The organism is Streptomyces sp. NPDC050560 (assembly GCF_044457285.1).
Lineage (GTDB): Bacteria > Actinomycetota > Actinomycetes > Streptomycetales > Streptomycetaceae > Streptomyces.
Genome location: NZ_JBITGT010000005.1, coordinates 146,332 through 166,749, shown reverse-complemented (window position 1 = coordinate 166,749; position 20,418 = coordinate 146,332). Strand labels below are relative to the sequence as shown.

Annotated in this window: 18 protein-coding genes and 1 pseudogene; 8 read left to right on the top strand and 11 right to left on the bottom strand. The window is 70.6% G+C overall.

The features are described from left to right. The first annotated feature begins 37 nt into the window (after positions 1–37). The 3 genes from ACIBIW_RS12920 to ACIBIW_RS12910 all read left to right on the top strand — a co-directional run bounded on the left by ACIBIW_RS12920 (position 38) and on the right by ACIBIW_RS12910 (position 1,511). The gene (locus ACIBIW_RS12920; protein ID WP_399335139.1) at positions 38–256 is read left to right on the top strand and encodes a hypothetical protein; all 219 of its coding nucleotides are present in this window, start codon (positions 38–40) and stop codon (positions 254–256) included. 257 nt (positions 257–513) lie between these two features. Beyond that, the gene (locus ACIBIW_RS12915) at positions 514–1,272 is read left to right on the top strand and encodes a hypothetical protein (RefSeq protein WP_399335137.1); all 759 of its coding nucleotides are present in this window, start codon (positions 514–516) and stop codon (positions 1,270–1,272) included. A 68-nt stretch (positions 1,273–1,340) separates the two neighbouring features. After that, positions 1,341–1,511 carry a hypothetical protein gene (locus tag ACIBIW_RS12910; RefSeq protein ID WP_399335135.1) on the top strand — a complete coding sequence of 57 codons (171 nt, stop codon included), beginning with the start codon at positions 1,341–1,343 and terminating at the stop codon, positions 1,509–1,511. 555 nt (positions 1,512–2,066) lie between these two features. On the opposite strand, the pseudogene ACIBIW_RS12905 reads toward ACIBIW_RS12910, so the two are convergent. Continuing rightward, positions 2,067–2,195, bottom strand: a pseudogene (locus ACIBIW_RS12905) (IS5/IS1182 family transposase); the annotation flags it as partial. A gap of 259 nt (positions 2,196–2,454) precedes the next feature. Here ACIBIW_RS12905 and ACIBIW_RS12900 point away from each other — a divergent pair. Together ACIBIW_RS12900 and ACIBIW_RS12895 are read left to right on the top strand one after the other, a co-directional pair. Continuing rightward, positions 2,455–2,892: a hypothetical protein gene (locus ACIBIW_RS12900; protein ID WP_399335134.1), complete on the top strand. Its 438-nt coding sequence runs from the start codon at positions 2,455–2,457 to the stop codon at positions 2,890–2,892. 5 nt (positions 2,893–2,897) lie between these two features. Further along, positions 2,898–4,001, top strand: coding sequence for a DUF6973 domain-containing protein (locus tag ACIBIW_RS12895; RefSeq protein ID WP_399335132.1), 1,104 nt, complete (start codon positions 2,898–2,900; stop codon positions 3,999–4,001). Between the two features lie 74 nt (positions 4,002–4,075). Here the strand turns inward: ACIBIW_RS12895 and ACIBIW_RS12890 are convergent, their stop codons facing one another. Together ACIBIW_RS12890 and asnB are read right to left on the bottom strand one after the other, a co-directional pair. Continuing rightward, positions 4,076–4,996 carry a TIGR03619 family F420-dependent LLM class oxidoreductase gene (locus ACIBIW_RS12890; protein WP_399335130.1) on the bottom strand — a complete coding sequence of 307 codons (921 nt, stop codon included), beginning with the start codon at positions 4,994–4,996 and terminating at the stop codon, positions 4,076–4,078. Between the two features lie 189 nt (positions 4,997–5,185). Next, on the bottom strand, positions 5,186–7,015 hold the full coding sequence (gene asnB, locus ACIBIW_RS12885; protein ID WP_399335128.1) for an asparagine synthase (glutamine-hydrolyzing): 1,830 nt from the start codon (positions 7,013–7,015) through the stop codon (positions 5,186–5,188). Between the two features lie 1,121 nt (positions 7,016–8,136). On the opposite strand from asnB, the gene ACIBIW_RS12880 reads away from it, so the two are divergent. Further along, on the top strand, positions 8,137–9,111 hold the full coding sequence (locus ACIBIW_RS12880; protein WP_399335126.1) for a helix-turn-helix domain-containing protein: 975 nt from the start codon (positions 8,137–8,139) through the stop codon (positions 9,109–9,111). A gap of 75 nt (positions 9,112–9,186) precedes the next feature. Here the strand turns inward: ACIBIW_RS12880 and ACIBIW_RS12875 are convergent, their stop codons facing one another. Genes ACIBIW_RS12875 through ACIBIW_RS12840 form a run of 8 tightly spaced genes read right to left on the bottom strand, consistent with a single transcriptional unit; the run spans position 9,187 to position 18,138 of the window. After that, entirely contained in the window at positions 9,187–10,212 is a 1,026-nt protein-coding gene (locus ACIBIW_RS12875; protein ID WP_399335124.1) for a ketoacyl-ACP synthase III family protein, read from the bottom strand. Positions 10,213–10,241: 29 nt separating this feature from the next. After that, on the bottom strand, positions 10,242–10,955 hold the full coding sequence (locus tag ACIBIW_RS12870; RefSeq protein WP_399335122.1) for a thioesterase II family protein: 714 nt from the start codon (positions 10,953–10,955) through the stop codon (positions 10,242–10,244). Next, a complete protein-coding gene (locus ACIBIW_RS12865) occupies positions 10,955–13,471 on the bottom strand; it encodes an FtsX-like permease family protein (protein WP_399335120.1) in 2,517 nt (838 codons plus the stop codon). The genes ACIBIW_RS12870 and ACIBIW_RS12865 overlap by 1 nt, the downstream gene beginning before the upstream one ends. Next, entirely contained in the window at positions 13,468–14,232 is a 765-nt protein-coding gene (locus ACIBIW_RS12860; RefSeq protein ID WP_399335118.1) for an ABC transporter ATP-binding protein, read from the bottom strand. The genes ACIBIW_RS12865 and ACIBIW_RS12860 overlap by 4 nt, the downstream gene beginning before the upstream one ends. A 7-nt stretch (positions 14,233–14,239) precedes the next feature. Next, positions 14,240–15,505 (bottom strand): MFS transporter, encoded by a 1,266-nt coding sequence (locus tag ACIBIW_RS12855; protein WP_399335116.1) that lies wholly within the window; start codon positions 15,503–15,505, stop codon positions 14,240–14,242. Beyond that, entirely contained in the window at positions 15,502–16,410 is a 909-nt protein-coding gene (locus tag ACIBIW_RS12850) for an ornithine carbamoyltransferase (RefSeq protein WP_399335114.1), read from the bottom strand. The genes ACIBIW_RS12855 and ACIBIW_RS12850 overlap by 4 nt, the downstream gene beginning before the upstream one ends. A 24-nt stretch (positions 16,411–16,434) precedes the next feature. Then, complete coding sequence (locus ACIBIW_RS12845; protein WP_399335112.1) at positions 16,435–17,787, bottom strand: condensation domain-containing protein; 1,353 nt, start codon at positions 17,785–17,787, stop codon at positions 16,435–16,437. Between the two features lie 3 nt (positions 17,788–17,790). Further along, positions 17,791–18,138, bottom strand: a complete 348-nt coding sequence (locus ACIBIW_RS12840; RefSeq protein ID WP_399335110.1) for an acyl carrier protein — start codon at positions 18,136–18,138, stop codon at positions 17,791–17,793. A gap of 71 nt (positions 18,139–18,209) precedes the next feature. Here ACIBIW_RS12840 and ACIBIW_RS12835 point away from each other — a divergent pair, with 71 nt between their 5' ends. Together ACIBIW_RS12835 and ACIBIW_RS12830 are read left to right on the top strand one after the other, a co-directional pair. Continuing rightward, entirely contained in the window at positions 18,210–19,799 is a 1,590-nt protein-coding gene (locus tag ACIBIW_RS12835; protein WP_399335108.1) for a tryptophan halogenase family protein, read from the top strand. A 66-nt stretch (positions 19,800–19,865) separates the two neighbouring features. After that, positions 19,866–20,363, top strand: a complete 498-nt coding sequence (locus ACIBIW_RS12830) for a flavin reductase family protein (RefSeq protein WP_399335106.1) — start codon at positions 19,866–19,868, stop codon at positions 20,361–20,363. The last annotated feature ends 55 nt before the right edge of the window (positions 20,364–20,418 follow it).

The following is a 20,418-nucleotide window of genomic DNA, read 5'->3' as shown; positions in this document are numbered from 1 at the left end:
GTGGCCCGCCGACCCCGCCTCAGCGTGGGCAGAGGCCGTGCGCTCACCCGAGGGCATCGATCGCTTGCGCGATCCTCCCGACGTCGACGCGGCAGACGCTGCGTCGATCGTGGACTGGCTCGAAAACCAACGGTCGCTGTCGCCCTTGTTCACGATCGTCAGTGCGGCGGTAGGCGCGCTCTTGGCCGACGGGCTGCTGATCGGTCTCGTACGCCGTCCCAACCCACCTGCAGACCGTGAACGGTCGTCGTCCTGATTCTCTACGGCATCGCCTGCACGCTGCGCCTGCCTGCGGTGGCTCTCGGAATCGCCACGAGCGGCTTCGGCATCAGCACGGCCCTGCTCTGGGCAGTACGTGGCCTCCATGTCGGTCGCCGCGCCTGCTGGGCGCTGCTCTGGGTCTCACTCTTCTTGCTGACTGTCGCCACACCATGGACTGCGATCTCGATACAGAACGCGATCGGCTGACATGAGGAGCCGGTCGGACAGTCTCTTCTCGATATCGTCATGGGCATGGACGAGATACGGGAGGCGTCCCATGCGACGACGGCCGCATGGTCGTCTGGGCGTCGATGGACAGTCGGTGTGGTCACTGCTGTGGTTCTGCTGGGGCTGGCCGTCTTCGTCCCCGGTCCTATCTTTCGGGCTGTTCACATGCACAGCGCCCACAAGCTCGTCGACGAGGTTGCGACTGGGCGCGCAGAGCTTCTGGCCACGCAGGACGAGATCCGTTCTCCCATCGAGCGCCTGGGCACGCCGGTGCGCTCCTGGAGCGAAGTATCGTGCTGGCTTGCACCGCGGTACAGCGACGGCGACGGCGAGCAGGGCCTGGTGATGTTCTACAGGCAGGAGTGCGCGCTGGTCGCCTACGAGATCTACGCGCTGTCGCCCGATGCCGGCGACGCGGCCCAGGTCGCGGCGCGTCTGCGAGGCCACGTCAGCGACAACCCTACGTGCGGCGAGCCGATCCTCGGGACGCTGACGCCCGACTTCGGTGCCAGCAGAGTCGACGAGTACGACGCAGAGCTGTGGTGGATAGATCCTGACGCCACGGCACCGGCCGACCAGCCCGAGCGCTGCACACTCCCGAAGCCTGGCGACGCAGACACCGCACGTGTCGAGACAGGCGTGGACGAGCCTCTGGCCGCTGACGCCTACATCCTCTTCCAGGTCCGTTCGCCCATCCAGTCGGTGGACGTCGGCTGCGAACGCTGGTTCGCCTGGCTCGGCAGTTGCATGGGCAAGCCTCACGGTCTCCCCTCGTTGAGCTGAGCGTTCGGCGATCGTCGGCCATCTGAGAAGAACACGGATGTCTGCCTGCCCCTCGGGTGGGTCACAGCATGAGCACCGTCGACCCTGAGCCGCGCTGGTGGCGCAGCGGACACGTGCTGCGCGTGACCGCGAACGTGCTCTGGATCGTCGTGTTCGCCACGACGTCAATCACCGGGTGGCCGAACGCGCTGTACCTCGCAGGCGCTGAGTGGACGCACTGGGCCGAGCCGACTGGCTGACCGGCGACGGCGACGTCCCTGACCAGGTCGCACGGATTGCCGAGTTCTCCCTGGTACTGGTCGGCGCTGTTCCTGTGCGGCGGCGGGGCCTGTCTCGCTGCCCGGCCGGTCTCGACGCGTCTGGTGACCGGCTGGCGCAACCGTAAGGACTGGGCACGTAGGAACGGCGCAGTCGCGCAGGCCGTGGTGACGAAGGTCTGCGCACCCCGGCCGGCGCTCCTCGATCTAGGTCAACCTGCGCAAGCCACAGAAGGACAGCCGCCGTCGGTGAGCTGAGCCGCTGACCCGTCTCGGATGGGGACTGCGCGCATTGTCCGCGTGCGCGTGAGTTCCAGCTTCCCCTCGGCGTGCCAGGACACGGCTGGAGAGAGCGCGACCGCGGGCGCTGCTGGGCCTTTTCGAGGCCGCAGAGGCTCGGGAGAAGACAAACCCATCGTGAGGCGTGTAGCACGAACGTGCTGCACGCTGCGGCTCGCCGTTTCTGCTGGTCTGCCAGGGGTTTTTAGTTGGTCGAGGTGCGGGCGAGAGGCCCGTGGCACGGAGGAGAGGTGCGTCGAGTTCGCCGGCCGCGTTCAGCTCCGCGAGCAGGATCTGGTGCAGCCGGTCGAAGACTCCCGCCTCCTGCCACCGGTCCAGCCGCCGCCAGCACGTCTGCCCCGAGCCGAACCCCAGCTCCAGCGGCAGGAGTTGCTGGGCTATGTCGTTATAGCCGAATCATCACACCGGTCACGGCCAACCAGGGCATCTCAACAAGATCGTGTTACGCGCTCTGAAACAAGTCTGTGAGAAAGACGCCGTCGCTGGAAGTGGACGAAGTCAGTACCTTGGAAGGGGGAACCGAACGGCACTCGACGGACATCTTCGTCCGTGCGCTCACTGACACAGAGAAGATCACGCTTCCGGCATATGCATAAGATCCAAGCGGAGGACAGGGAGCACCGAAATGGCCTGGGACGAATGGGAGCAGCTTAAGGCCGAGGCGGCGCGGAAGCAGGAAGCGAGAACCCGGCTCGACTCGGTTCCGCCGGGAGGCGGTAACCCCGGGGTAGGCGATCTTCAGGCCAACCAGCAGGACCTGGCCGCGATCGGCGACAAGGCGTTCAAGCTATGGCAGCGGCTCGGCACGGACGGCGGGCACGCGGAAGCGAGCGTCGAGAAGGCGGCGGGTGATCTGACGGGGCAGAGTTTCCTGCTGGGCGGGGCCCTGTCGACGACGCAGAAGCAGTGGCGCAGGCAATTACAGTCTCTTCTGGATGCCTGTGCGCAGATCTCCAATCATCTCGACTACACGCAGAAGGCGCACCAGGGAGACGAGTTCTATATCGCGGGTCAGCTGAGCAGCATCGCCACACTCGACAAGGGTTTCGGTGAGAGGAGCTGAGACCGGTGAACCTCTTCGACCTCAGGGACGCCAGGCTTGAGAGCCTGGCCACCGCAGTGGAAGACCTGGGCGAGATGGTCAAGAAGCTGAAAACGCTCCAGGCGGATGCCAAGGACGATCTGAAGGGCCTGGCCGACAGAGCACGCTGGCAGGGGGTGAACGCCAAGGTCGGCAAGGGGTTCATCCACAAGACGGCACGGGAGTTCGTCGACGCGCACCGTGAGGCCGCCAGTATCCACAACATCCTCAAGGACACCCACGACGAACTGGTCGCCCAACGAGGGCTGTTGCACGACGCGCTGGCGGACGCGGACAAGCAGAACCTGTCGGTGGTGTGCTCGGGAAACCAGATCATCGTCACCGCCAAGTCGTCAGGGCCGAACGGCCCCGACCCGAACAGCTATTCCGACAAGGACCTGAAGGCCATGCTGCACCGGGTGCAGGACATCATGACGACCGCCAACGAGATCGACAGCTCCGCGGCATCCGCCCTGCGCGGTTATATGAACCTGACGCATGTGGGGTTCAGCAGCACACCGAAGATCAAGGATCGTGAGGATGCGGCCCGCAGGGAGAAAATCCGGCAGCAGGGATTCAACCTCGATGAGGAGTTCCGTAAGAAGTACGGCCCTCCGATCAGCAGCAAGTTCCTCCATGACCTGCATCCCGCAGAGGTCAAGCTGGCAGCGCTCCGCCCGGAAGAGGTGGGGACGGTGTCCAGCATCTCCCTATGGGCCCAGGACACGGCCAAGGAAAAGTATCCCCACGACGAGGACAAGCAAAATGCGTATCGCCATGTCATCTGGCAGGCCAGGCTCACCCGAGAGCTCGGTCCCGACGCGGCGGAGATGTGGGGCGACGCCCATGAGGCGGACGCCGGTGCGGACGAACAGCAGGATCACAGGGCCGACCTGGTGAACAACGTGTACGCACGGAACCTGGGGCGTCGGGTAGCGGCCGAGTATCCCCACGCCGGCGACGCTCCCGGTCCTCCGCATGGGTTTGATGCGGAGCATGAGTCGAAAGCGAACCTGGAAATCATGAAGCAGGCGGAGCGTTACGCCGAATCGCCCCGGGCGGCGAGGGACGACGAATTCAGCGCAAACTGAGTCCGGCCCCGGGCAGCTTCGCAAGCAGCTCACGGACCGTCCCCAGGCGGTGTCGAAGGTCTTGGTGCCCGGGGTCACCGTGACGGCGGCGGCGTCGCGGCGCCCGTGTGCCGTAGCACCTCTGCCGCGTAGGCCAGGCTCTCGTCGACGGTCCCCGCCACGTACATCAGGTCGACGAAGGCATGGGTGACCGGGGTCCCGGCGTCTGCGGCGGTGAGGGTGCGGGCGGTGTCCTCGGGGCCGGTGCCCGCGGTCGGGTTGAGGCGCAGGACGACGTCGATGTCGGCGGGGTCGCGGCCCGCCTCGCGGGCGACGCGGTGGATCGCGGCGAGCGGCCCGTTCACGGACTCCGGGTCGAAGGGCGCGCCGCCGGGGCGGGCCACGGGCAGCCAGCCGTCCGCGCGCCTGGCCACCCTGGCGAGCGCGGCGGCGGAGTAGCCGCCCAGGTAGAAGGGGGGTCGCGGGCGTGCGACGGTGCGCGGGCCCATGTGGCTCTCCGGGATGCTCCAGTACGTGCCGTGGTGCTCGGCGGTGCCGTCGGACCACAGGGCGCCGAGCGCGTCGAGGCATTCGTCGAGGCGGGCGCCGCGGTCGCGCATCGGCACCCCCACGGCCTCGTACTCGTCGGGCGACCAGCCGATGCCGAACCCGGGCAGCAGCCTGCCGCCGCTGACCGCGTCGAGGGTGGTGAGCTGGCGGCCGAGCACCGCGGGCGGGTACCAGGGGGCGTTGAGGACGCTGGTGCCGAGCAGCGGGCGCGCGGTGACCGCCGCGGCCACCGCGAGCAGCGCGAACGGGTCGAGCGAGGAGTTGAACTCTTCCGGCACCCCGGGGCCGCCCGCGTACCCCACCACCGGGCGCACCGGCGCGAGCAGCCGGTCGCCCACCCACAGGCTGTGCGCGCCCAGTTCCTCCGCGGCCCGCGCGAACCGCGCCACCGCGCCGGGCTCCGCGGCCACCGCGCCGAACTGGGGAAGTGTGAATCCGATCTGCATTGCCGGTTCCTCTCGGTCGCCCACCGTCGATGGACGCTCAACGGCGCGGGCGGTACGGGTCATTCCCGCCGGGCGGGCACGGGCCCCGTACGGCGGAACCGGCCGCCGCCCCCGCCGAGGGAGCGGGGGCGGCGACCGGCCCGTACCGGACGGGTGTTCCGGGTCGCGACGGATCGCGGCCGGTCGGGGTCAGGACGTCTTGATGACCGGGTGGCGCAGGTCGAACCAGGTGGCGATGTCGAGCGCCCTTTCCAGCCCCGCGCGGTCGTCCTGGCCGATGGCGCCCGGGTCGGCGGTGGCGGCCGCGGTGAGCCCGGCGGCGTCGAAGAGTTCGGTCGCCTGATGGTGGGTGTCGAGCAGTTCCCGCACCTGGCGCTGGATGCTGGTGACGTACGCGGGGTCGAAGGTGGCGGGGTAGCCGCTCTTCTTGCGCTCGGCGACCGAGTGCGGCAGCACGTTGCGGGTGGCGGCGCGCAGGATGCTCTTCTCCTTGCCGTCGAACGTCTTCAGCGCCCAGGGGGTGTTGAACACGTACTGCACGAGGCGGTGGTCGCAGAACGGCACCCTGACTTCGAGGCCGACGGCCATACTCATCCGGTCCTTGCGGTCGAGCAGTGTCTGCACCATGCGGGTCAGATGGAGGTAGGAGACCTGCCGCATGCGCCGTTCGAGGCCGGTCTCGCCGTCCTTCAGCGGCGCCTCCTTGAGGGCGGACACATAGTGGTCGCGCACATAGGTGTCGAGGTCGAGGTCGCGTTTGAGGTCGGGGTGGAGCAGTACGCCGGGGCGCATCAGCCCGCCGCCGGCGAGCCAGGGGAAGGTGTCCGCCTCGCGGCGCTCGTCGTGGAACCAGGGGTAGCCGCCGAACACCTCGTCGGCCGACTCGCCCGACAGGGCGACGGTGGAGTGCCCGCGGATCGCCTTGAACAGCAGGTAGAGGGAGTTGTCGCGGTCGCCGATGCCGCTGGGGACGTCGCGGGCGGCGACCACGGCGCGGCGCACCTCCGGGTCGGAGAGCGCGGCGCCCGCGAGGACGATGTCGTTGTGGTCGCTGTCGACGTGCTCGGCGACGGCGTGGACGAAGGGGGTGTCCTGGGACGGGCTGACGTCGATGGCCCGGAAGTTCTCCTCCTGGTTCGGGAAGTCGACGGCGAAGCTGCGCACCCGCTCGCCGTGCTCCCCGAGTTGCTGGGCGGCCAGTGCCGTCATCGCGGAGGAGTCGAGGCCGCCGGAGAGCAGGGTGCAGCGCGGGACGTCGGCGACGAGCTGGCGGGCGATGATGTCGTCGAGGAGTTCGCGCACGTGCGCGACGGTGGCGTCGCGGTCGTCGGTGTGCTCCTCGGCCCGCAACTGCCAGTAGGCGTGGTCGCGCAGGCCGCCGCGGTCGAGGGTGATCAGATGGCCGGGGCGCACCTCGCGCATGCCCTGCCAGATGGCCGCGCCGGGGGTCTTGGCGAAGGCGAGGAGTTCGCGCAGCCCGTCGCGGTCGACGACCGGCGGTGCCAGCGGGTTGGCCAGGATGGCCTTGGGCTCCGAGCCGAACAGCACGCCGTCGTCGGTGGGGTAGTAGTAGAACGGCTTGATGCCCATACGGTCGCGGATCATCACCAGCTTCTCGGTCCGCCCGTCCCAGATGGCGAACGCATACATGCCGTTGAGCCGTTCGGCCAGGGCCTCGCCCCAGACCAGATAGCCGCGCAGTACCACCTCGGTGTCCGAGTCGGTGGTGAAGTGCTGTCCGGCGGCGCGCAGTTGCTCACGCAGCTCGGTGAAGTTGTACGCCTCGCCCGAGTAGACCATCGCGACGGGTCCGTCCGGGGTGTCCACCTCCATGGGCTGTGTCCCGCCGGGCAGGTCGATCACGGCGAGGCGCCGGTGGCCCAGCAGGGCGTGGGGCGCGGTCCAGGTGCCCCGGGCGTCCGGGCCGCGGCAGGACATGGTCTCGGTCATGGTGTCCAGCACGTGCCGCTGTGTCGTCAGATGCCTCTGGAAGGACACCCAACCGGTGATGCCGCACAAAGTGTCTGCTCCTCTCGCTGCCCCCGTGGTTGCCTCAAGCAACTGTCGTGCGCCTACATTGCGCCTGCAAGCCCTCGCAGCGAGTGAGCGGTGTGGTGTTTCTCATGCGTAAAATCTTGTATATAGCAGGTTTCCCGGAGAGGTGAATTGCCTGGTCAGCGAGGTCAGTTCGATGGCCAGTTAACGCCCTTGAAACCTGAGGGGTGGCCATGTGGGTCCGGGGACGGCCTCCGAAGACCCCCTGGAAGCGCCTCGCGACGACGGCAAAGGGGGTGCCAAGTGGCCTGAAATGTGCGGTGGCGAACAGCAATTTCACGCCCCGAGGGGGAGGGGTGGGGCCCTGGGAGCCGGTCGGCACCCGCCGTCGAGACCGGCCAGGCGCACCCCGCATTCCGTCCGCCCGCCCCACGAACCCGGCAGGGACGACCGCCCTCCGGGACGGCCGCCTCCATCCCGCCCCCCCACACACCACCGACCGTATTTCGATTCAAGGGGCAGCGATCTTCCGGAAAGTGACACTTTGCCGAGCGAGGCTTCCGAAGTCCTCCCCGAGGGTGGCGAGATGATCGAAAAGGGATGACGGAAACGCGGCGCGAACCGCGCCGAAGGCGGCTCGGATACGTGCGGCTAAATCACGGCCGCCGCATTGTGCGACTCCCCCGCGATCTCCCGCCCGAATCCCCGCCACTACCCTCCGTGCGACCACTGCCCAACGGCTCCCGCCACCATCACCCGACGACGTGAACCGCCCTCACCCCCGCCCCGTACCACGTAACGGAACGCCGCCGGGAGCCGGGCCCGGAGCCTCAACTCACCCCTCCCGCCGCCGACTTCCCCCTGAATATTTCACCCACACAGGAATACGGGAATAGAATCCGAAGTTCCGCAAACGAAGTCCGGGCATTGCCTCGCCGTATCGACGGCTATCCAGGTAGCGGATTCGGGATACCGAACGCGGAGGTAAAGACTCCGCCAAGTCCATGGGCGGAAAACACCACCCGACACCGCGACTCGTCCCCATCCGTTGTCCGGGGCATAGTTGCGAAATACCATTCACTCGGGGTCATGCTCCCACATCGGTGACGCGATCAAAGAGGATCAGCGTGGGAAATGGGGGAACGATGAAGTCCGCCACCTCGGTAGAGATCTACACGACCACCGGGACACCGCCCTGGCGCCGCACTGAGCTGTGGCGAGAGCACCTGCACAAGATCTGCGGCGTCCTCGACGTCGCCGCGGAGCCCGAGTTCAGCCGCGGCACCCTCGTGATCGGCCGTCTCGGCGCCATGCAGATAGCACTGATCAGCGCCGACGCGCACACCGTACGCAAGACGCGGCGGGACCCCGGCGACGCCGAGAGCCATGTGCATCTGATGGTGCCCGCCGACGGCACCGTCCGTATCCGCCAGGACGACCACGACAGCAGTGTCGGCCGCGGCGAGGTCGCCTCCGTCGACGGCTCCCGGCCCTACACCGTGGACAGCGAGGGCTCCATGCGGCTGGCCGCGGTCCGCTTCCCGCACCGGGCGATGGGCCTGACCCCGCGCGACACCCGGCCGCTGACCGCCGCGCCCTGGTCGTCGCCGCGCGGCGTCGGCGCGGTCGCGAGCGCCCTCATCACCGAACTTGCCGGTCAGTTAACCGAGTTGTCCGTCGCCGAGCTGGTGCCGCTCGGCGCCACGCTGGACGGTGTGGTCCGCTCGCTGCTCGCCGAACGTCTCGGCCCGCCCGTGGGCGCCGGTGCGACGGGCAGACGCGAACTGCTGCTTGAGATCAAGAACTACGCGCGCGAGCGCCTGTCCGACCCCAACGTCTCGCCCCGCACCCTGGCCGCGGAGCACAACATCTCGCTGCGCTATCTGCAACAGCTCTTCGCCGACCAGGGCGAGACACCCGCCCGCTGGCTGCGCGGCGAGCGCCTCGAACGGTGCCACGCGGCGCTGAGCAACCCGCGGCTCGACCACCTCACCGTCGCCGCCATCGGCGCCAACTGGGGCCTCGGCGACGGCTCCCAGATGGGGCGGCTGTTCCGGCGCGCGTACGGCGTCGTACCGAGCGAACTACGCAGGCGCGACGCGGGGTTAGCCGTGGCCTGAAGCGAGCCGCGGGCGCACCGGGGCGCTGCCCGGCCGGGCAGGCGGTGCCAGGTCCGGCCAACAGGCCCGCAGACGTCAGGAGTTGGAGTCGGTGATCTCGAACAGGGCGCTGCTCCAGGCGAATCCGGCGCCGATGCCCAGCATCAGGACCCGCTCGCCGGGCCGCAGACGGTTGTTCTCACGCAGATGGTCGAGGGCCGCGAACTGGTCGCCCGGGCCGAGGTGCCCGGTGCGGCGGGCGAAGTCCCACACGGTGCGCTCGATGTCGCGCAGCCCCAGCGGAATCAGGCACTGCAACATCGTCATGGTGCGGCCGAAGTGCGGCACGATCAGATGCTCGACCTCCTCAAGCGCGACCCCGCCCTCGTCGAGCACCTGACGCACCACCAGCCGCGGCCCCGCGCCGAGCCGCCGCACGAGTTCGTCCTTGCCCATCCCCGCGTCCTGGAACTGGCGGGCGCGCAGCCGCAGATCGATCGGGTACGGCTTGTCGGGCTCGAACGGGCCTATCGGGGCGTCGCCGCGGTGCATCGCCTCAAGGGAGGGGTCGCTCGTCGTCGCCGCGCACAGCAGCCGCGCGAAGCCGGAGTCGGGCGACAGCACCGCCGCCGCGCAGCCGTCGCCGAACAGGAAGCGCTCGGCGCGCCAGCGGTCGAAGTACGGCAGCGGGAACAGGTCGCCCGCCGTGACCACCGCCACCCCCGCGCCCTGCCTGGCCAGATGGGCGGCGGCGAGTTCGAGCGCGGCGAGGCCCCCGTTGGAGCCGCCGCGCACCTCCGCGGCGAAGCCGCCGTCCATCCCCAGCTCCCGCTGCACATAGGCGGCGGCGTTCCAGCCGTCGACCCCGGCGCCGAAGGTACCCGCGCACAGCAGCAGGCCGACGTCGGACGCGGCGGCGCCGGAGCGGGAGAGCGCGGTGCGGGCGGCACGGGACCAGAGGTCGGCGACGTTCGCCCCCGGCTCGGCGACCGCCACCGAGAGGAAGTCCTGCCGCTGGGCGTCGTCCGGGTCGTACGCCCCCGAGGCGACCGCCTCCTTGACGTCGACGGGCTCGCCGAGGCACGACGCCACCGCCCGCACATACAGATCGCCCCAGATCATCGCATCCCCCGTATCCCTCGGCCCGTCCGTCAGCGCGCGCCGGGCAGCGCTTCCAGCCGTCGTGCGAACAGCGCGACGAGGTCGTCGCCCGCGTCCTCGACATAGTGGTGGCCGCCGGGGAACTCCACGACGTCGAGGGCGCCTTCGGTGCGCCCGGCCCACACCCCGGCGTCGGCGGCCGTGCTGCCGGTATCGGACTTCCCGACGAGCACCGTCACCGGGCAGGCCAGCGGTGCGCCCTCGGTGATCCTGTGGGCGTCGAGGATCGTCAGGTCGTGCCGGATCGCCGGCAGCGCCAGGCGTCTGACCTCGGGGTTGTCGAGAAGTGCCGCGCCGGAGCCGCCGAGCCGCCGCACGCTCGCGAGCAGCCGCTCCTCGGTGGAGAAGTCCAGCGGGTCGCGGCCGGTGGGCGGCGCGGACAGGAACAGATGGGCGGGGCCGAGGCGGCGCGCGGCCTCGAAGGCCACCGTGGCGCCCATGCTGTGCCCGAACAGCGCCAGCGTCCTGTCGGTGGGCAGCTCCGCCACCAACTCGTCGACCAGGGTGGGCAGATCGGGGGCGAAGGGATCGCCGAGGCGGTCCTGGCGGCCCGGGTACTGCACACAGACCAGCTCGATCCCGGGCGGCAGCGCCGCGCCCCAGTCGCGGAACGCCGTCGCCACCCCGCCGGCGTGCGGCAGGCACACCAGGTTCACGTCCGCCCGCGGTCGCGGGTGGTATCTGCGCAGATAGCCTCTGTTCACTACTGTCTTCCGTTGATGTCCTCTGCGGGGTTGCGCCGCAGAACGAGCCGAGCCGGAATCACGGACCCCACGAGGCCGAGCAGCACCGCGCCCAGCAGCACCAGGAAGTAGGTGCCGGGGGTGACGCCGGGCGAGGCGGAGCCCACCATGCCGAGGCTGAAGCCGCTCAGCGTCAGCCAGGCCGCGCCGGTGCCCAGCACCGCGGCGACCAGCAGCATCAGCACCACCTCCCAGCGCAGCGTGCGCAGCACCTGGCGGCGGGTGGTGCCGACCAGGCGCATCAGGGCGATCTCGCGAGTCCTGCCGCCGGTCGCCGTGGCGAGGGTGTTGATGACGGCGATCGAGGTGAAGGCGATGATCAGGCCCATGAACATGAGGTTGGCGTCGTTGTTGGTCTTCCGCGCCGACGCCTGCAACTCCCCCAGCGCCGAGCCGTCCTTGACGGTCAGTCCTGGGAAGTCCTTGACGGCGGCGGCGAGTTGGTCCTCGTCGGCGTCGCCCTTGACGAGGAGGGTGCTCGCGAGGGGGGTGTCGACGTGGCCGACGACGTCGTCGAAGTCGAAGAGGATGTCGCCGAAGCCGAGATGGCGCCCGTAGGTCGCGACGAGCCGGAACTCCCCCTTGGTGCCGTCGCCCAGGGTGAGCTGGACGCGGTCGCCGATGTGGTGTCCGCCGGTGGCGTCCTCGCTCATCGCGAGGGTGCCGTGGCCGAGGTCGGCGAGCGAGCCGGACTTCACATCGGGGTCGAGGGTGTCGCGCAGCCCCTGCGGGCCGACGCCGAGGCTCTGCCGCTTGTCCTGGCCGACCCAGACCCTGGTCTGGAGCAGCCCCGTGACCGCGTCGACGCCGCGGGTGCCGCGCAACTCCGTGGTGGCGGCGGCCGGGATGCCGGGGCCCTCGGCGGTGACGACGTGGTCGGCCCTGACGCCGTCGTCGACCTCGCCCCTGGCGGCCTGGCCGATGGTGCTCGGCACGAAGAGGATGGTCGAGGTCATGCCGATCAGCAGCGCGAGCGGGGTGACCACGGAGGCGAACCTGCGGGTGTTGGCGCGGGAGTTCTGGGAGGCGAGGAAGCCGCCGACCGGGAAGGCCCGCAGCAGCCCGCCGAGCAGCGCCACCGCGCCCCGCGCCAGATAAGGCCCGAGCAGCGCCACCGCGACCATCCACAGCAGCACGCTCAGATAGGTGACGGGGGTCGAGGCGGCCTCCGAGTGCAGAACGCCGAGCACCACGGTGATCACGACGGCGACGCCGGTGACGATCAGCCCGGCCAGTACCCGGCCCGCGCCCACGCCCGGCCGCTCGACGGCGGACTCGGCGAGCGCGCCCATCGGGGAGATGCGGGCGACCCTGCGCCCGGTGACACGGGCCGCGATCCAGGCGGCGAGCACGGTGGCGAGTGCGGCGCCGAGCACGGGGAGCGGGCCCCTGGTCATCCGCAGCGCGTCCGGCAGCGCGCCGAGCGATACGAACTCGTCGTGGATGAGGGTGGCGAGCGGCAGCCCGAGCAGTGCGCCGGGGACGGCGGCGACGACGCCGAGCAGCAGCGCCTCGCGGCCGATCATGCGGCGTACCTGCCGGGGCTTCGCGCCGATCGCGCGGAGCATGGCGAGTTCGCGGTAGCGCTGCTGGATGGAGAGCGCGAAGGTGCCGACCACCACCAGCACGGCGACGATCAGGGCCGTGCCGCCGATGGCGCCGCTCATGCTGATCAGCTTGGTCTGGGCGGCGGACGCGTCCGGGTACTCGACCTTGCCGCGGTCGTCGCCGGTGGAGACCTTGGCGCCGGTGCCCTCGACGGCGGCGCGCACCTTGTCGGTGCCGACCCCGGAGACCCCGTACGCCGCGGCCATGCCGGGGTGTCCCGCGAGGGTGCGTGCCTCGTCGGGGGAGAAGAAGAGCGCGGACTCGTGGTTGACGGGCGACCCGGGGCGTACGACGCCGCTCACGTGGAACTTCCGTGGCGACCCGGTGGACTGCACGACCGTGTCGTCGCCCGCCTTCAGCCCGGAGGCGTCGGCGAGGGCGGTGTCGAGGACGACGTCGCCCGCCCGCCGCGGCTCGCTCCCCGAGACCAGCGTGTACGGGGTCAGTGCGGCGGACGACCAGCCGTGGCCCTTGGTCGGCTTGCCCTCGGGCCCCGCGAGGACGTCGCCGTCGGGGCTGACGAGGTTGGCGGTGAACACCAGGTCCTCGGCGACCTCGGCGCCCGGCAGCGCGGCGAGCTTGTCGCCGACCGAGGTGGGCAGCCAGGCGCGGGCGCTGAGCGGGTCCGACTTGGTCTTGGACTTCGTCTTGCCCTTCTTGTGCTTGACCTTGGTCCAGGAGATCTGCTGCTCGGCGGCGACCACGGTCGGCTTGCCCGCGTAGCGCTCGGCGGGGACCTTGCCGTGGATACCGCTCTCCAGCAGCACCCCGCAGGCGCAGACGATGGCGGCGGCGCAGAAGAGCGCGAGGAGGCTGCCCACGGCGGCGCCCTTGCGCCTGCGGAGCGTGGCGAGCGCGAGTCGGATCATGCGGCCCGTGCCCCCAGGCGTGTCATACGGTCGGCGATCTGGTCGGCGCTGTATCCGGCGCCGGTGTCCACGATGCGGCCGTCGGCGAGGAACAGCACGGCGTCGGCGTACGAGGCGGCCACCGGGTCGTGTGTGACCATCACGATGGTCTGCCCCGCGGTGTCCACGGTGTGCCGCAGCAGGCCGAGGATGTCGCGGGCGGTGACGGTGTCGAGGGCGCCGGTGGGCTCGTCGGCGAGGACCACGTCGGGCTTGGTGATCAGCGCGCGGGCGATGGCCACCCGCTGCTGCTGGCCGCCGGAGAGCTGGGACGGCAGGTGTCTCGCGCGGTCGGTGAGGCCGACCCTGGCGAGGGTGTCGGCGAGGTGGGCGCGGTCGGTGCGGCGCCCGGCGAGGCGCAGCGGCAGGGTGACGTTCTGCCGTACGTTCAACGCGTCCAGCAGGTTGAACGCCTGGAAGACGAAGCCGATCCGGTCCCGGCGCAGCTCGGTGAGCCGGTTCTCGGACATGGTGGCCAGATCGGCGTCGGTGTCGCCCAGGAAGACCGAGCCCGAGGTGGGGCGGTCGAGCCCCGCGGCGCAGTGCAGGAAGGTGCTCTTGCCGGAGCCCGAGGGTCCCATGACGGCGGTGAAGGTGCCCGCGGGCACCGCGAGCGAGACGTTGTCGAGCGCGATGACCCGCCCGTCGCCGCTGCCGTAGGACTTGGTGACGGACTGGAGGCGGACGGCCATTGCCGGGGAGGCCGTTTTCCTGCGCGCCATAGGGGGGTCAACCTTTCGAGGCCGCTGGGGCGAGTGGTTTGGTCTCCGCGGGGTGCACCGCACGGCGGATCGCCGGGCTCAGAACCGCAATCAGTGTGATCAACAACAAACCGGCGCCCATCGTGATAATACTCTGACGGGGCGTCATCGCCTCTAGAAGCGGGCCTTCCACCGCCCAGCCGAGCGCCATCGCCCCGTAGCTGACCAGGTTCGCGACGCTGCCGACCCGCCCCTGCATCTCCGGCGGTGTGATGTGCATCACATAGACGAGGGCGGGGACGTTGAACGCGCCCCCGACGTAGCCGCTCGCCGCGAACAGCGCACCGATCAGTACGACGTTGTGCGTCGGCGCGACCAGGACGGTCACGAGCGCCCACACGGCGGTCGCGCCGATCAGGATGCGGCGCAGCCCCCACACCCGCATCCAGAGGGTGGCGGTGAGCGCCCCGAGCAGCCCGCCCACCGACGAGGCGCCGACGACGACGCCGACAAGGCCGCTGCTCCAGCCCTGCTCCTCGAAGAGCGGCAGCATCGCGAACACCAGCATCTGGTAGATCATGTTGGTGCCGGCCAGCACGAGCAGCACGGCGCGCAGGAAGCGCCGGCGCCACAGCCAGCCGATGCCGTCCCTGATGTCCGCGAGGATCGCCGCGGGCGCGGTGGAGCGCCGCGCGTCGAAGCTGCCGCGGATGCCCAGCAGCGAGGCGAGCGCCACCACCCTGGTGCCGATGGCGAGCAGCAGCGGCACCGGGGCGCCGACCGCGAAGAGCCCGGTGCCCGCGGGCTGGCCGAGCATCGAGGCGGCGCGGGTGCGCGCCTCGTTGCCGCTGTAGGCGGCGGGCAGTTGCTCGCGCGGCACGAGCTGCGGCACCGCGGAGCGCTCCGCGAGCTGGTACACCACCTGGAGGCTGCCCTCGACGAAGGCGACCGCGAAGAGGTGCGGCAGCCATATCCGGTCGGCCAGCAGCGGTACGACGAGGCTGCCGACCGCCAGCACGATCCCCAGCTCGCAGACGATCATGAGTTTGCGGCGGTCGCGCCGGTCCACGAAGGCACCCGCGGGCAGTTGCACCAGGAGCTGCGGCAGCAGGGCGGTGAAGCCGAGCAGCCCCGCCGCCAGGGTGGAGCCGCCCGCCCACAGCAGCAGCATCGGATAGACCAGGGCGGTGACCCGCGAGCCCAGGTAGGAGAAGCCCGCGCCCACCCACAGCAGGCCGAAGTCCCGGTTGCGGCGCAGGGGTTTGACCGCCGTCCGCTCGTCCGCAGTGGTCACCCGAGGCACCACCGCAGCACCGCCATGGCGCTGTGCATCTTGTGCTCGGCCTGCCGGAAGGCGAGGCTCGCGGACCCGTCGAGCACGTCGGCGGTGACCTCCTCGCCGCGGTGCGCGGGCAGGTCGTGCAGGAACACCGCCTTCGGGCTGGTCTCCCACAGCGCCCCGGTGACCTGGAACGGCGCGAACACCGAGCGCCAGCCGGGGTCGGGCTTGCTGGTGCCCGTGGTCTGCCACCTGGTGGTGTAGACGGCGTCGAAGCCCTCGGGCAGGCCGTCCATGTCGTGCCGCTCCACGACGGTGGCGCCGCTGCGGGCGGCGTTCCCGGCCGCGGCGCGCAGATAGCCGGCGGGCAGCCCGTAGCCGGGGGGTGTGCGGAACTCCACGTGGGCGCCCCGGTAGCGGCTCATCGCGAGCGCGAAGGCGGTCGCGGTGTTGTTGCCCTCGCCGACGTAGAGCACCCGCAGCCGCTCGATGTGGCCGAAGCGCTCGTGCAGCGTCGTCAGGTCGGCGAGCGCCTGGGTCGGGTGCTCCTGCGCGCTCATCGCGTTGATCACGGGCATCCGGCCCTGGTGCGCGAAGTCGAGCAGTTCCTCGGTGCTTCCCGAGGTGCGGGCCACCAGGGCGTCGATCATGCCGGAGAGCACCCGCCCGGTGTCCCTGCTGGTCTCGCCGGTCACCAACTGCATGTCCTCGGGCCCGTAGGCGATCACCCGGGCGCCGAGCCTGAGCGCGCCCGCGGTGAACGCGGTGCGGGTGCGCGTCGAGGTCTTCCGGAAGTACGTGCCCACGATCCGGCCCTCAAGGGAGGGCGCACGGGACCCGGCGGCGTGGTCGAGGGAGTCGGCCACCAGAGCGCGCAGGGCGTCGTCGGACAGGTCCGACAGGGAGATGAGGTTCCTCATGGGGCCTTCATACCGACGGCGCATCTATTCGCTCCATACTCCGCCGAGCCCGAAGAGTTCCCCCAGCTCGCCGCCGCCGAACAGGGAGTGCGCCGCCACCGGGGAGTCCGGCTCCGTCACCGCGGCGCGCGCGAAGCGCTGGAAGTGGGCGGCGAACCGCTCGACCGTGGCCGCCTCGAAGAGGTCCGTGTCGTACGCGCAGACCATGTCGATGCCCGCGCCGCTCTGCTCGAAGCGGACCACCAGGTCGAGTTGGCCCTCCTGGGAGGGCACGTCCATCAGCGCCACCCGCATCCCGGCGTACTCCACCTCGGGCCCGCACTCCTCGCCCGCCGCCGGGTTGGGGACGGCGGGCTCGCGCCGGTCCATCGCGACCAGCAGCACCGCGATCCTGAACAGCGGGGCACCGGCGGCCAACAGGCCGCAGGGGTAACGGACATGGAGCATCCCGGTACGCAACTGCCCGCTCGCCGCGGCGATCGCGTCACGGAAGGTGGTGTCGCGCCCGAAACGCGCCCTGATCGGCATCGGGTTGACGAACGAGCCGACGACCTCCCGCAGTTGGGTGCCGAGCCGACTGGTGGCGGGGCAGCCGACGAGGAAGTCGTCGAGCCCCGTGTACTGCCGCAGCAGGGCGTTGAACGCGCCGAGCAGACAGCCGAACGGGGTGGCGCCGAGCGCCCGGGCCGCCCCGGGCAGCCGCTCGGCGATGTCCGCGTCGAGCCGCACCTTGTGGGTGGCACCCACGTGCCGGGGCAGCGCGGGCCTGGGGGCGTCGAGCGGCAGTTCCGCCGCGGGCGCCTCGCCGATCCGCCCGGACCAGTAGGCGCGGGAGCGTTCCCCGACGGACGACGCGACGATCCTGGCCTCCTCGGCCACGTACAGGTCGTAGTCCGCCTCGGGCAGCGGCAGGCCCGCGCCGCCGCAGGCGTCGAGGAGGTCGCGCACGATCAGCCAGTGCGACACGAAGTCGCCCGCGATGTGGTGGACGACCGGCACGAGCACCGCGTCGTCCGGCGCCGCCACCACGAGCCCGACCCGGAACGCGCCCTCGGACAGGTCGAAGGGCGCCTCCAGATACCGGCGCACGGCGGCGCGCAGCTCCCCGGGCGCCGTCTCGACGACGTCGAGCCCCGCGAGCGGCGCCGCGCTCGGCACCCGGCGCGGCTCGCCGTCGATCTCGACGAACCTGGTGCGCAGCAACTCGTGCCGCGCGCCCACGCGTTCGACGGCACGGGCGAGGGCGGCGGCATCGTGGCGGGAGCGGATGCGCAGCGCGAGCACCAGGTTGTACGCCGAACTGGCGGGAGCCAGGCGGTAGTCGAGCCACATCGACTGCTGGATGACGGACAGCGGCTTGGAGGCGGGGGCGCTCACCTGCTACCGCACCCGCTCCAGCACCCCGTACACCCCGCCGAGCGTGGTCATCGCGCCCATCTCCTCCGGCGGGACCAGCACCCCGCAGACCCGCTCGACGGAGGCGAGCATGTCCACGAACTGCAAGGAGTCGGCGCCGTGGTCCTCCACGAACCGGCTCGTCAGCGTGACGGTGTCCGGGTCCGCGCGCAGCAGCCCGCAGATGATGTCCTTGATCTCCGCGCGCAGCGGCTCGTCCAGTCCCGCGGTCCGCTCGGCCACGTACGCCTCCCAGGTCGGCTCGCTCGACGTCCACACCTCGCCGGGCAGTGTCGGGCAGCCTTCTATACCCGGGCCATACCGGCTGGGCATAGGGCGGATATAGCGCGGCGGCGCAGTCTTGGCGGCCCGTTGACCTCTGAGTTCGGAAGGGTCGGTCATCCGTGGACGATCAGATTCGCAACGTCGTGATCCTCGGTGGCGGTACGGCGGGCTGGATGGCGGCCGCGTACCTGAGCAAGGCGCTTGAGGAGAACGTCACCGTCACCGTGCTCGAAGCCCCGTCGATCCCGCGCATCGGGGTGGGCGAGGCCACGGTGCCCAACTTGCAGAAGGTCTTCTTCGACTTCCTCGGCCTCGCCGAGGAGGACTGGATGCCGGAGTGCAACGCTGCGTTCAAGACCGCGGTGAAGTTCGTCAACTGGCGCTCGTCCGGCGCCCCGAGCACCGCGCCGAAGCCGCTCGGCAACAGGACCGACCAGTTCTACCACCCCTTCGGGCTGCTGCCCGAGTCCGGCGGTGTGCCGCTGTCGCACTACTGGTTCCGCGACTTCCAGGCGGGGCGCACCGACGAGCCGTACGACTACGCGTGCATGCGCGAACCGGCCATCATGGACGCCAAGCGGGCCCCGCGCTTCCTCGACGGCCGTCGCGCCACCCGCTACGCCTGGCACTTCGACGCCCAGCTCGTCGCCGATTTCCTGCGCCGCTTCGCCACCGAGAAGCAGGGCGTGGTGCACGTCGAGGACGTGCTGACGACGGTGGACCAGGACTCGCGCGGCTTCATCACCGCCCTGCACACCAAGTCGGGCCGGGTACTCAACGGCGACCTGTTCGTGGACTGCTCCGGCTTCCGCTCGCTGCTCATCAACGGCGCCATGCGCGAGCCGTTCCTCGACATGAGCGACCACCTGATCAACGACCGCGCGGTCGCCACCCAGATCCCCAACGACGACGAGAAGAACGGCGTCGAGCCGTACACCTCGTCGATCGCGATGAACTCCGGCTGGACCTGGAAGATCCCGATGCTCGGGCGGCACGGCACCGGCTACGTCTACTCAAGCCGCTTCGCCACCCAGGACCAGGCCACCGAGGAGTTCTGCGCGCTGTGGGGCCTCGACCCCGAGGCCACCGAGTTCAACCACGTGCGCTTCCGGGTCGGCCGCAACCGCCGCGCCTGGGTGCGCAACTGCGTCAGCATCGGCCTGTCTTCCTGCTTCGTGGAGCCGCTGGAGTCGACCGGCATCTACTTCATCACCGCGGCCCTCCACCAGCTCGCGAAGTTCTTCCCGACCAGGGACTGCGACCAGGTGCTCGTCGACCGGTTCAACACCGAGATCGAGACCATGTTCGACGACACCCGCGACTTCCTCCAGGCGCACTTCTTCTTCTCGCCCCGGGTGGACACCCCGTTCTGGCAGGCCAACAAGGAGCTGCGGCTCGCGGACAACATCAAGGAGAAGGTCGCCACGTACAAGGCGGGCCTTCCGGTGAACCCGCCGATCACCGGCGAGGACGGCTACTACGGCAACTTCGAGGCCGAGTTCCGCAACTTCTGGACCAACGGCAGCTACTACTGCATCTTCGCCGGCCTCGGGCTGCTGCCCGACCGGGTGCTGCCCTCGCTGCGGCACAGGCGCTCCGCGGTGGAGGCCGCGGAACCGCTCTTCGAGGAGATCAAGCGGGACCAGCGGAACCTGGTCGAGAGCCTGCCGAGCAACCACGAGTTCCTGACCCGGCTGCACGGCCGGTGACGCGGACGGCCAAGCAACCAGGCGGGGGCCGCCCGGCCCCCGCCGTCCACCGGGAGGACCTGGAAGATGGTCGACCTACGCAGCGTCATGGCGACGTTCCCGACAGGTGTGGGCATCGTGACCGCGATCGGCCGGGACACGAGGCCCGCCGGGATGACCTGCACCGCGATCGCCAGTGTGACGCTCGATCCGCCCTGCCTGCTGGTGAGCCTGCGCAGCGCCAGCCCCACCCTCGACGCCGTGGCCGCGCACGGCGGCTTCGCGGTCAACCTGCTGCGCGCCGACGCCCGTGACACCGCGGAGCTGTTCGCGTCGGGCAGACCCGACCGCTACGAGCAGGTCCGCTGGGACCTGGCGCCCGGCGCGCGCGGCCCGCACCTCAGCGACGCCGCGCACACCACGGCGGACTGCCGGGTGCTGCGGCAGACCGCGGTCGGCGACCACACCGTCGTCTTCGGCGAGGTCACCGGGGTCGTCGAACGCGGGGACGTCAGGCCCCTGTTGTTCGGGCTGCGCGGCTTCGCCGAGTGGCCGGACTCCGCGCTGCTCTCCCCCGGGGTCTGAGCCGCGGGAAGCCGGTGCGCGGGGCGTACCCCCGCACGCCCCGCGCACCGGCGCC